Here is a 12,444-nt window from a genome sequence, read left to right as displayed (position 1 = left end):
AAGTGATAAAGTCGGGATTATATCAAAATTCAGTACAGTAGAGGTAGATTTTATGTCAGATTGCATTTTTTGTAAAATCATCGCAGGGGAAATTCCTGCTTCAAAAGTATATGAAGATGAGCAGGTTCTTGCCTTTCTTGATATCTCTCAAGTGACACCAGGACACACCTTGGTCGTGCCAAAAGAACACTATCGTAATCTTTTAGAAATGGATGCTACTAGCGCCAGCCAACTCTTTGCCCAAGTACCAAAAGTAGCTCAAAAAGTCATGAAAGCTACCAAGGCTACTGGTATGAATATCATTGCTAACTGTGAAGAAGTCGCAGGTCAAACCGTCTTTCATACCCATGTTCACCTCGTACCTCGCTACAGTGCGGACGATGACCTTAAGATTGATTTTATCGCCCACGAACCAGACTTTGACAAACTCGCTCAAGTCGCTGAAACCATCAAAAATGCCTAAGGAGTTGCCATGAAATTATCCAATCTATTGCTATTTGCAGGAGCTGCAGCTGGAAGTTATCTGCTCACAAAAAATCGCCAAACCATCACAGATGAAGTCTTGAATACCACTGACCGCGTTCAAGCTATCAAGGACGATGTGGATATTATCCAAAACAGCCTACAAATCATTGACCAGCAAAAAGAACTCATCAAGGAATATCAAGAAGACCTGACTTACAAGTTTAAGGTCTTGGAAAAGGATATCCAGACTAGACTAGCTGTGATTAAAGAAACACAGGAAATCGAAGATAAGTAAAAAGAGCCAGTCGGCTCTTTTTTAAAACGTAAACAAGTTATATCCCATCAACTATACATCATAATTTAGGCAACTCATACTCAATAAAAATCAAAGAGCAAACTAGAAAGCTAGGCGCAGGCTGCTCAAAACACCAGTTTTGAGGTTGTAGACAAGCCGACGCTGACGTGGTTTGAGGAGATTTTTAAAGAGTATCATTCACCATTTCACAACTAAATCGAAGATTTTCCGCCGTACTGAAAACGAGTCTGGGATAAAAGTCTAATCTTCAATATAAAAAGCGAACAAAACGAGTTATCTGACACTCAGAATTCTGTCTTGTTCGCTTTTTTATCTAATCTATCGATTTTTAAAATTTATAATAAAGAATTCCTGAAATCAAAATCTTTTTGTCTCAGACTCGTCCGGAAACTTTGAGACCTAGGCTCAAAGTTTAGGTATGGAACTTCGAAGAAGATCGCTACCGTCCGTCATTACTTAAGGAAAGTCTTAAAAAATCTATAAACAAAAAGAGCCACTCGGCTCTTTTTGTTTATACTCAATGAAAATCAAAGAGCAAACTAGGAAGCTAGCCGCAGGCTGTACTTGAGTACGGCAAGGCAACGCTGACGTGGTTTGAATTTGATTTTCGAAGAGTATTATTCTCCTTCAAAGGCATCTTTAATATGGTCAAAGAAGCCCTTTTTCTTTGGATTGACTTTTAAATCACCAGCAGCTGCAAATTCTTTCAAGGCTGCTTTTTGACGATCGTTCAAGCCTGTTGGTGTTACGACATTAACGGTAACATATTGGTCACCAACTGCACCACCACGAAGACTCGGAGCTCCTTTGCCACGTAGGCGGAATTTCTTACCAGTCTGAGTTCCCTCTGGGACAACCAATTCAACATCACCGTGAACAGTTGGAATATCTACTGTGTCACCAAGAGCTGCTTGGACAAAGTTGAGGTTGAGATTGTAGAAGATAGTAGTTCCTTCACGTTCAAACTTATCGCTGGCTTCCACAGAAACAACCACGTACAAGTCACCATAAGGTCCACCGTTAAATCCAGCTTCACCTTGACCAGCTAGGCGAATTTGTTGACCAGTTTCCACACCAGCAGGAATTTTGACATGTACGCTATGATCTTGTTTTTCATGCCCTGTTCCGTGACATGTTGTACATGGATCTTTGATTTCTTTTCCGCGACCATGACAGACATCACAGGTTACTTGACGACGCATCATACCAAGCGGAGTCTGCGTATCGACGTTAATGACACCAGCACCATGACAGCGTCCACAAGTGACTGGACTGGTTCCTGGCTTAGCACCTGAGCCATTACATGTACGACAGCTTGCTTCACGGTTGTATTTAACTTCTTTTTCAGCTCCAAAAATAGCTTCTTCAAAGGTCAAGTTCACACGATACTGGAGGTCATCCCCTTGGCGAGGAGCATTTGGATTGCGTGAAGCACCGCCTCCGCCGAAGAAACTTGAGAAAATGTCCTCAAAACCACCGAAGCCACCTGCCCCATTGAAACCGCCAGCTCCACCACCGAAGCCTCCAAATCCACCATTGGCGCCTGCAGCACCATATTGGTCATAGGCAGCCCGTTTTTGGTCGTCACTCAAAGTCTCATAGGCTTCTTGAACTTCCTTGTACTTTTCCTCAGCACCAGGCTCCTTATTGATATCTGGGTGATATTTTTTCGAAAGCTTACGATAAGCCTTTTTGATCTCGTCTGCCGAAGCGTTTTTTGACACCCCCAGACGATCATAAAATTCAGTATTGTTCATACAAGATACCAAGACCGTAAAATTCGACTGAAAAATAGGAAATCTGACGCTGGAGCGATGCTCCTAGACAGATTTATCTTTTTTCCGAGAATTTAGGTCGGGTTCAATTCCTTTCTGTTATATTAAGTAAGAAATTTGGGAACCCGTGTTCAATTCCCTGAACACATTTGTTCCTTTCTTTCATATTGATGAGACAAAACCCAAACAAATGATATTCCGTCCCTTTTTATCGAAAAACAGAGGCTGGGTTGCAACCTCTGCAAATAAGTAAATTAACTTTATTTTGATTTTAAATATCCTATAAGTACAGAAATATTTATATATTTTTGTCTCTTCTTAGTATTTGCTATAAAATTCCAATAGATTAGAAGGAATACACCGACAACCCAAATCATGCCCATTATAAACGATATTATAAATTCTGGTTTTTGTATGGTTGCTGATACTAGTGCTGATACTAGCGCTGACAACAATACTGAAGTAACAAAATTCCTTACCGCCTCATCATTTTTAACACAACTTTCATGCTCAGCTAAAATAATTGCTTTATACCTAGCCAAATATACTGCTGGAATATTATCTATAAAATCTTTTGCAGACTCATAACTATCAGCTTTATTACAGAAATCATTATAAACTTTTCGTGTATTTTTTAGATATTCTTCAGCCAATACACTCATCTTACTTTTCAGTAAACTCTCCGTCTACGACGTCATCGCCTGCGTTTCCTGTTGCTTGTGTGCCTTCTGCTCCTGCTTGAGCTTGTTGCGCTGCTGCTGCTTGTTCGTAGAGTTTAACAGCAAGTCCTTGAGCTTTTTCGTTCAATGCTTCAAGTTTTGCTTTCATATCGTCCAAGTTGTTGTCTTCTTGAGCTTTTTTAAGGTCATCAAGGGCAGATTGGGCAGCGTCACGTTCTGCGTCGAATCCTTTGCCTTCAGTTTCCTTGATTGTCTTTTCAGTCGCAAAGATCGCTTGGTCTACTTCGTTACGAAGGTCAACTTCTTCTTTACGTTTCTTATCTGCTTCAGCGTTAGCTTCTGCATCTTTCATCATGCGGTCAATTTCTTCGTCAGTCAAACCTGAGTTAGATTGGATCACAATAGTTTGTTCTTTTTGAGTTCCAAGGTCTTTAGCTTTAACAGACACGATACCGTTCTTGTCGATGTCAAATGTTACTTCGATTTGAGGAATTCCACGAGGTGCAGCTGGGATATCGGTCAATTGGAAACGTCCAAGAGTCTTGTTATCTGCTGCCATTGGGCGTTCACCTTGAAGAACGTGGATATCAACGGCTGGTTGGTTGTCTGCTGCAGTTGAGAAGACTTGTGATTTAGATGTTGGAATTGTTGTGTTGCGGTCAATGAGTTTTGTGAAGACTCCACCCATTGTTTCAATACCAAGTGACAATGGTGTTACGTCAAGAAGGACAACGTCTTTAACGTCACCAGTGATGACACCACCTTGGATAGCAGCACCCATAGCCACAACTTCATCAGGGTTTACTGATTTGTTTGGTTCTTTACCAGTTTCAGCCTTAACAGCTTCAACAACGGCTGGGATACGAGTTGAACCACCAACAAGGATAACTTCGTCGATTTCTGACAAGCTCAAACCTGCATCTGAAAGGGCTTGACGAACTGGAACCTTTGTGCGTTCTACAAGGTCACGAGTCAAATCGTCAAATTTCGCACGAGTCAAAGTCATTTCCAAGTGAAGAGGTCCAGCCTCGCCTGCAGTGATGAATGGTAAGCTGATTTGAGTTGAAGTTACACCAGAAAGGTCTTTCTTCGCTTTTTCAGCTGCATCTTTCAAACGTTGCATTGCCATCTTGTCAGTAGACAAGTCAATACCGTTTTCTTTTTTGAATTCTGCTACCAAGTGGTCGATGATTTTTTGGTCAAAGTCATCACCACCAAGTTTGTTGTCCCCTGCAGTTGACAATACGTCGAAGACACCGTCACCCAATTCAAGGATAGAAACGTCGAATGTACCACCACCAAGGTCAAATACCAAGATTTTTTCTTCTTTATCAGTCTTGTCCAAACCGTAAGCAAGGGCTGCTGCAGTTGGTTCGTTGACAATACGTTCTACTTCAAGACCAGCAATTTTACCAGCGTCTTTTGTTGCTTGACGTTGAGCGTCGTTGAAGTAAGCAGGAACTGTGATAACTGCTTTGGTTACTTTTTCACCAAGATAGTCTTCAGCGTATCCTTTCAAGTATTGAAGAATCATAGCTGAGATTTCTTGTGGAGTGTATTCTTTTCCATTAGCAGAAACTTTTTCAGAAGTTCCCATTTTAGATTTGATAGAGATAACTGTATCTGGGTTTGTAACTGCTTGACGTTTCGCAGCGTCACCAACAATGATTTCTCCGTTTTTGAATGAGACTACAGATGGAGTTGTGCGGTTTCCTTCTGGGTTTGCGATGATTTTACTTTCAGTTCCTTCAAGAACTGCTACTGCTGAGTTTGTTGTACCTAAGTCAATACCGATAATTTTAGACATGTGTTTTTCTCCTTGTTAGTTAATTTTCTTTTTTTATATTTCCCTTAAGTGGTGGGGACGTGAGCAACTCCCTTCGGGATTTCATCACTTATTTTTGAGCCTATTGTCTCAAAAATCCCCTGTTTCAGTAGCAAAAGCTACTGAAACTTTTACCACGGCGGGAAATATCTTCCTTGCAAGCCTCCGGCTTGCCTCTTATCTTTCTTCATAGTTTATTGTCGTTTCGGACAAGTTTTCTATTATGTAAATTGCGACACGAGAAGTCGAAATCGATTTTATTTCGACGACGAGTTAATAAGGAGGCTAGGCAAACGCCATAGCGATTGCCGTTTTCTGACGAGTTGCTTTAGCTACCGTCAGAATTGCCTAGTTGTAAACAACTACCATGGCTGGGCGTAGGATGCGATCATAGAGTTTGTAGCCTTTTTGGAAAACTTGGGCGATGGTATCTGCCGGGTGTTCATCGTCTGCTGGGAGAGTTTGGATGGCCATATGGTAGTTATGGTCAAATTTACCGTCAGCTGCGATTTCTTTGATTCCTTCTTCTTTCAAAGCGTGAATCAAGCTTTCTTGCACCATCTCCAATCCTTTTTTGACATCGTCTGTCAATCCTTCAACCGCGAGTGCACGCTCAAGGTTATCCAAAGAAGGGAGAATCGCTTTTGCTAAGTCCTGGCTACGATAACGTTGCATGTTTTGACGCTCTTCATTAGCACGGCGTTGGATATTTTGCATTTCCGCATGAGCGCGAAGGTATTTGTTTTCGAACTCATCTGCACGTTCATTCGCCAAGTCCAACTCAGACTTCTCAGGAGTTGTTTCTTCAGCTGTTTCCACAACTTCCTCTTCTTGAACTTCTTCTACTTCTTCATTTTTTATATCTTGGGCCATTTTCGCCTCCTTTAATGATTTCAATCTTAATGTACTTCGTAATGATTACTGCTGAGGTAGCGGTAAAAATCTGTCAACTTCATGGTCAAAACACGGTTGACCACATTGACTTGGTTGATTAGCTGTTGGTAATCCAGATTGACTGGACCGATAATGGCTAGAATTCCAACTCCCCGATAAGGAATGAGGAACTTGCTACTAATCACAGCTAGGTCAGCTAGACAGGACTCCTGACTGTCTGCAACACGGACGTTTTGCATCTGATCTTCACGCAACCCCTCACGAATCTCCAGAGCCACCTTTTGCGGTTGATCAAAGAACTGATAGACTGCTAGATTGGCAAAATTCAAGAGATTAACCTTGCCCGCCACCACAATGTTTTCGTTGAACATTTCCTTAAAGATATGTTCAAAGAGATCGATCACATTGTCCGTTGTTGTAAAGTAACGCTGGATAATCTGCGGAATCTCCGTCCGAATCTTGTAGTGAATATCTAAAACGGTGTGACCGAGGAAACGTTCCTGAATGATGCTCTTCAGTTTCAGCAAATCTTCCTGCAAGAAGTTCCTTGGAATCAGAAACTGACTGGTAACCGTTCGCGACTCGTCTAGGGTGAATACTGCCAAGGCTGTATGTTGCCCCAAAACAACGATATCAAAGGCTGTCAAACGTTGCCTGCTCGGCTCAACATCCAGTGCCACTACCGTACAGCCACTCAGGTCTGTCAGTAGATTAGCAGCTTCTTGCAGAATATCCTCCAGTTTGAAGAATTCCTGATCAAAGGCTTTGACAATCTCATATACCTCATTTTCAGCCAGTTGATCAAAATCCAGTGAGTGTTTTACATAGTACTGAAAACCAGCAATACTTGGCATCCGACCGCTTGAAGTATGAGCCTTTTCAAGCAAACCTTGCTTTTCTAGAGCCGCCATGTCATTACGAATGGTTGCACTGCTAGAGTTAATAGACTCTTGCAAGGCTTTGGATCCGACAGGTTCGTGCGTTTTGGTAAAGATGTCAATAATCAGATTTAAAATATCCTGCTGACGCTCTGTAACCATCTCATCACTCCTCTCTGTCTGATAAATTAGCACTCGATACATTCAAGTGCTAACTTATGATTCTATTATACACCCTTAGAAGAGAATGTCAAGATAAAAATTCAAAAAATTAGCACTCTTTTATCAAGAGTGCTAAAAATCAGTCTGAAGACCTAGAACCCTGCCTTCCATCTACTCGGTATTTACTTTTTAGTCTGAAATAACCATAGATTAGATAAGAAATCATAAAGGCATATAGAGCAAAAATAACAAAGAAAGATTGCGACAGTTCTTCTCGAAACAAACTCATACAAACAACAAAACCTCCTAAGAAAGTAGCTGCACATGAACGAAGTCTATATCGCATAACTTCCCACCTGAGATTATTACTCATATAGACTTGATCCTCTGAAAGTATATCAGAAGCCGATTTACGAAGAATCGAACAAAAACCTGCTCCTATCAATTCCCAACCTCTATTTCTAAAATCTTGCAGTTCATGCTTATATTTTTTAAGAAATCTAGAATCATAGATACGGTAGATGACATCGTCTGGTTGACATTGGTCAAGATAGAACAAACCAAAACGACTAGTTCTATACCTCCAACCTTTCAAATGCATCTCATGTAAATATTCTTCTTTCTTGTCCAAATCAACAATGGTGAAAATCCGAAATTCTACTCTGCTATTCATTGTCTTACCCCAAAATTAGACAACATGCCTAGCGTTATTTATTAGATAATTCTTTCCACTTTTGACTCAATCTCCAAAAAATATAAGAAATCTGAATCGCAAAAACTATCAATAAAACCCAATCTATTATGAAAATCAAAAACACTTCCCAACTGAAAGAACTACCTCCAGTGACAAACTTTGAGAAAAACGGTAGTAGAGCTAAAAAGAGAAGCAAAATAGGAAGCATCCGCATTGTTAAAATCCTTTTGGCATAAAAAAATCTTTATTTAAACGAAAATATTATAGCAAAATTTACGCCAGTTTTTGAACGGCTGATGTAGATATTTTATACTTTCAAAATGTTTAAATGTGATTATTTATTTTTGAAAAATATCTCACCAGCCCGACTGAAAGTGCTTATAGAATGATAATAAGTCGCCTGCCGAAAACAGCGGAAAATAGCGGTGTTATGCGGAGATAATCTGACGCGATGCGAAAGTATATTGCATACTTATTTTCAACAATTTAGCAGAGTATTTTTATAAGTGTGATATAATAGAAGTATAATTTGTTCTGATAGTTTATTTTATGGAGAAGTAGATTTTTAGAATGCGGAGGGTTCAATATGGTTGAGTTTATAAAGTCTAAGAAAGAAATGAGTGAGGAGGATATTAAAGCAAATTTCATCACTCCTGCTATTGTATCCAAAGGATGGAAAAATGGTGAGCATATCGCTTACGAAGAATACTTCACTGATGGTCGAATTGAGGTTAGAGGAGATAAGGCTCGTCGTAAAGAAGGAAAAAAATCAGACTATTCACTGTATTACCAATTTGGAACTCGAATTGCAATTGTTGAGGCAAAGGATAATAAACACAGCGTTCGAGCAGGATTACAACAAGCTATTGAATACGGAGAGATTTTAGATGTTCCATTTGTTTATTCTTCGAATGGTGATGGCTTTATTGAACACGACCGTATCACGAGAGAAGAACGTGAGCTGGAGTTAGACGAATTCCCTACTCGTGAAGAATTATTTTCTCGTATGACGAAGGAAAAAGGATTGACGTACGAAATTACAGAAGCTATCTCAACTCCATACTATACAGACGCCTTCTCAATGAAAACGCCACGCTATTATCAGCAAATAGCTATCAACCGTACTATTGAAACAGTTGCCAGAGGACAAAAACGAGTAATGTTTGTGATGGCAACAGGAACGGGGAAAACGTTCATGGCTTTTCAAATTATTCATCGCCTTCGAAAAGCTGGTTTGGCTAAACGAGTTTTATTCTTAGCAGATAGAAACATCTTAGTAGACCAAACGATGGCTGAAGACTTTAGACCATTCGAAAAGGTAATGACGAAAATTACACCAAAACTTTTGACTGCTCCTGAAAAATTAAATTCTTTTGAAATTTATCTAGGGCTTTATCAGCAACTAACTGGTGAAGATGGAACTGAGACACATTATCAAAAATTTGACAAAGACTTCTTTGATTTAATCGTAATTGATGAAGCGCACCGTGGTTCAGCTAAGGAAGACAGTAACTGGCGTAAGGTGATTGATTATTTCAGTTCTGCGACACAGATTGGGATGACCGCTACTCCTAAAGAAACCAAGAATGCTTCCAATACGGAATACTTTGGTGAGCCAATCTATACTTATAGTTTAAAACAGGGAATAGAGGATGGTTTTTTGGCTCCATATCGTGTTATGAGGGTTAATTTAGATGTGGATGTGGATGGTTATCGTCCAGAAACTGGAAAAGTTGATGCTAACGAACAATTAATAGAAGATAGGTACTACAGCAGGAAAGATTTTGATAAAACCATTGTCATTGATGATAGAACGCAAAGAGTTGCCAAGTTTGTTTCTGATTATATGAAGCAAAGCAATGCACGATTTGATAAAACAATTGTTTTTTGTGTTGATATTGACCATGCCGAGCGAATGCGTGCTGCACTTGTAAAAGAGAATCTAGACTTAGTCCAAGAAGACTATCGTTATGTCATGCAAGTAACTGGTGACAACGCTGAAGGAAAAGCTCAACTGGATAACTTTATGGATGTCAATTCTAATTTTCCCGCTATTGTAACAACGTCTAAATTATTAACGACAGGAGTTAATGCTAAAACATGTCGTTTGATTGTTTTAGACTCTAATATCCAATCCATGACTGAATTTAAACAAATTATTGGTCGTGGCACACGTCTTTATCCTCAAAAGGGGAAAGAATTTTTTACGATTATTGATTTTCGAAATGTTACCAATTTGTTTGCTGACCCTGATTTTGATGGTGAACCAGTGAAGGTTCTGGAAACGGGCGCAAAAACAAACAATGGTACTACACCTGGTTTTGTAAACGAAGGTGGTGACCCAGTAGAAAAATATATCGTTACAGACAAGCAGGTTACCATTCTTAATTCTACTGTTCAAGTATTGGATGAAAACGGGAAACTGATTACCGAAAGCCTGACCGACTACACTCGGAAGAATATCTTAGGTAGCTACGCCACTTTGAACGATTTTATCACAGTTTGGCATACGGCGGATAAAAAGAAGCTTATCTTAGACGAACTTTATAAAAAAGGAGTTTATCTAGATGCTATTCGAGAGTCGGAGGGAATATCAGAACAAGAAATCGATGATTTTGATTTACTCCTAAAACTTGCCTATGGTCAAAAAGAATTAACCAAAACGGAACGTATCAATAAGCTCAAACAAAGCGGATATTTATATAAATATAGTGAGGAAGCGCGTGCTGTTTTGGAAATTTTACTGAACAAATACATGGATAAAGGTATTGGAGAACTCGAAAGCATTGAAACATTAAAACTTCCAGAATTTCAGATATATGGTGGAACCTTCAAAATCATCAATACTTATTTTGGAGATAAAAAACGATATTTACAAGCAATTAAAGAATTGGAGCAAGAGCTATTTACAGTAGCTTAATGAAAGGAAAGTATGTCAATTACATCATTTGTAAAAAGAATTCAAGATATCACTCGAAACGATGCTGGTGTTAATGGTGATGCTCAACGTATTGAGCAAATGTCTTGGTTATTATTCTTAAAAATTTATGATAGCCGTGAAATGGTTTGGGAATTAGAAGAAGACGAGTATGAGTCAATTATCCCAGAGGAATTAAAATGGCGAAATTGGGCTCATGCTCAAAATGGGGAACGGGTATTGACAGGCGATGAATTACTTGATTTTGTCAATAACAAGTTATTCAAAGAGTTGAAAGAGCTTGAAATAACTTCAAATATGCCTATTCGAAAAACGATTGTTAAATCAGCTTTTGAAGATGCGAACAACTATATGAAAAATGGCGTCTTGTTACGCCAAGTCATCAATGTTATTGATGAAGTTGATTTCAATAGCCCTGAAGATCGTCATTCGTTTAATGATATTTACGAAAAAATTCTTAAAGATATTCAAAATGCTGGGAACTCAGGAGAATTTTATACGCCACGTGCAGCGACTGATTTTATTGCCGAAGTTCTTGACCCAAAACTTGGAGAATCAATGGCAGACCTTGCTTGCGGAACAGGAGGCTTCTTGACTTCGACTCTGAACCGTTTAAGTAGTCAACGTAAAACTAGTGAAGATACCAAAAAATATAATACAGCTGTTTTTGGTATTGAAAAGAAAGCATTTCCTCATCTTTTAGCAGTTACAAATCTGTTTCTTCACGAAATTGATGACCCTAAAATTGTTCATGGAAATACTTTGGAGAAAAATGTTCGTGAATATACGGATGATGAAAAATTTGACATTATTATGATGAATCCACCTTTTGGAGGGTCAGAATTAGAAACAATAAAAAATAACTTTCCAGCAGAATTACGGAGTTCTGAAACAGCTGATTTATTTATGGCTGTCATTATGTATCGTTTGAAAGAAAATGGTCGTGTTGGAGTTATTTTACCTGATGGTTTTCTATTTGGTGAAGGTGTAAAAACTCGCTTGAAACAAAAACTGGTAGATGAGTTCAACTTACATACGATTATTAGGTTGCCTCATAGTGTCTTTGCACCGTATACAGGAATCCATACGAACATTCTTTTCTTTGATAAAACAAAGAAAACAGAAGAAACTTGGTTTTATCGTTTAGATATGCCAGATGGTTATAAAAATTTCTCGAAAACTAAGCCGATGAAGTCAGAACACTTCAATCCTGTTCGTGACTGGTGGGAAAATCGTGAAGAGATTTTGGAAGGTAAGTTCTACAAATCTAAATCATTTACACCTAGTGAATTGGCTGAGTTGAATTATAATTTAGACCAGTGTGGCTTTCCAAAAGAGGAAGAGGAAATCTTAAATCCCTTTGAGTTGATTCAGAATTATCAAGCGGAAAGAGCAACTTTAAATCATAAGATTGATAATGTATTAGCTGATATTTTGCAGTTGTTGGAGGACAAATAATGACACCAGAACAACTTAAAGCAAGTATTCTCCAAAGAGCGATGGAAGGGAAATTAGTGCCGCAAAATCCCAATGACGAACCTGCAAGTGAATTATTAAAGAGAATTAAAGCTGAAAAAGAAAAACTTATCAGTGAAGGAAAAATCAAACGAGATAAAAAGGAAACTGAGATATTTCGTGGTGATGATGGGAAACATTATGGGAAGTTTGCTGATGGAAGTACTCAAGAAATTGATGTTCCTTATGATATTCCTGATACTTGGGAGTGGGTGAGGTTTTCTACATTGGTTGAAATTGTCAGAGGTGGCTCTCCACGACCAATCAAAGATTATCTTACTTACGAAGTAGATGGAATAAAT

At 38.9% G+C, this 12,444-nt stretch carries 11 protein-coding genes; 5 read left to right on the top strand and 6 right to left on the bottom strand.

From position 1 onward, the window contains the following. The first annotated feature begins 52 nt into the window (after positions 1-52). The gene (locus HT669_RS09595) at positions 53-463 is read left to right on the top strand and encodes an HIT family protein (RefSeq protein ID WP_001278321.1); all 411 of its coding nucleotides are present in this window, start codon (positions 53-55) and stop codon (positions 461-463) included. Positions 464-472: 9 nt separating this feature from the next. Beyond that, complete coding sequence (locus HT669_RS09590) at positions 473-760, top strand: hypothetical protein (protein ID WP_000777749.1); 288 nt, start codon at positions 473-475, stop codon at positions 758-760. Positions 761-1,398: 638 nt separating this feature from the next. Here the strand turns inward: HT669_RS09590 and dnaJ are convergent. The 6 genes from dnaJ to HT669_RS09560 form a co-directional block, all read right to left on the bottom strand. Beyond that, positions 1,399-2,538, bottom strand: a complete 1,140-nt coding sequence (dnaJ, locus tag HT669_RS09585; protein WP_014017330.1) for a molecular chaperone DnaJ — start codon at positions 2,536-2,538, stop codon at positions 1,399-1,401. A gap of 278 nt (positions 2,539-2,816) precedes the next feature. Continuing rightward, complete coding sequence (locus HT669_RS09580) at positions 2,817-3,218, bottom strand: hypothetical protein (protein ID WP_000114360.1); 402 nt, start codon at positions 3,216-3,218, stop codon at positions 2,817-2,819. 1 nt (position 3,219) lies between these two features. Beyond that, positions 3,220-5,043, bottom strand: a complete 1,824-nt coding sequence (gene dnaK / locus HT669_RS09575; protein ID WP_000034669.1) for a molecular chaperone DnaK — start codon at positions 5,041-5,043, stop codon at positions 3,220-3,222. 366 nt (positions 5,044-5,409) lie between these two features. Further along, positions 5,410-5,934 (bottom strand): nucleotide exchange factor GrpE, encoded by a 525-nt coding sequence (gene grpE, locus HT669_RS09570; protein WP_000046032.1) that lies wholly within the window; start codon positions 5,932-5,934, stop codon positions 5,410-5,412. A gap of 26 nt (positions 5,935-5,960) precedes the next feature. Next, on the bottom strand, positions 5,961-6,995 hold the full coding sequence (gene hrcA, locus HT669_RS09565; protein WP_000255739.1) for a heat-inducible transcriptional repressor HrcA: 1,035 nt from the start codon (positions 6,993-6,995) through the stop codon (positions 5,961-5,963). A gap of 139 nt (positions 6,996-7,134) precedes the next feature. Next, positions 7,135-7,668, bottom strand: a complete 534-nt coding sequence (locus tag HT669_RS09560) for a DUF2812 domain-containing protein (protein ID WP_001088699.1) — start codon at positions 7,666-7,668, stop codon at positions 7,135-7,137. A gap of 607 nt (positions 7,669-8,275) precedes the next feature. Between HT669_RS09560 and HT669_RS09555 the strand changes: the two genes are divergently transcribed. From HT669_RS09555 to HT669_RS09545, 3 genes are all read left to right on the top strand, one after another. Then, positions 8,276-10,609, top strand: coding sequence for a DEAD/DEAH box helicase family protein (locus HT669_RS09555; protein ID WP_000229094.1), 2,334 nt, complete (start codon positions 8,276-8,278; stop codon positions 10,607-10,609). Between the two features lie 12 nt (positions 10,610-10,621). Then, the gene (locus tag HT669_RS09550) at positions 10,622-12,085 is read left to right on the top strand and encodes a class I SAM-dependent DNA methyltransferase (protein WP_000029046.1); all 1,464 of its coding nucleotides are present in this window, start codon (positions 10,622-10,624) and stop codon (positions 12,083-12,085) included. Beyond that, on the top strand, positions 12,085-12,444 hold a 360-nt coding region (locus tag HT669_RS09545), incomplete at its 3' end, for a restriction endonuclease subunit S (RefSeq protein ID WP_172933693.1). The genes HT669_RS09550 and HT669_RS09545, both read left to right, overlap by 1 nt.

The sequence above is a fragment of the Streptococcus sp. 2100 genome, from assembly GCF_013276335.1.
GTDB classification, from domain to species: Bacteria; Bacillota; Bacilli; order Lactobacillales; family Streptococcaceae; genus Streptococcus; species Streptococcus pseudopneumoniae.
This window is presented reverse-complemented; position numbering and strand designations above follow the sequence as displayed.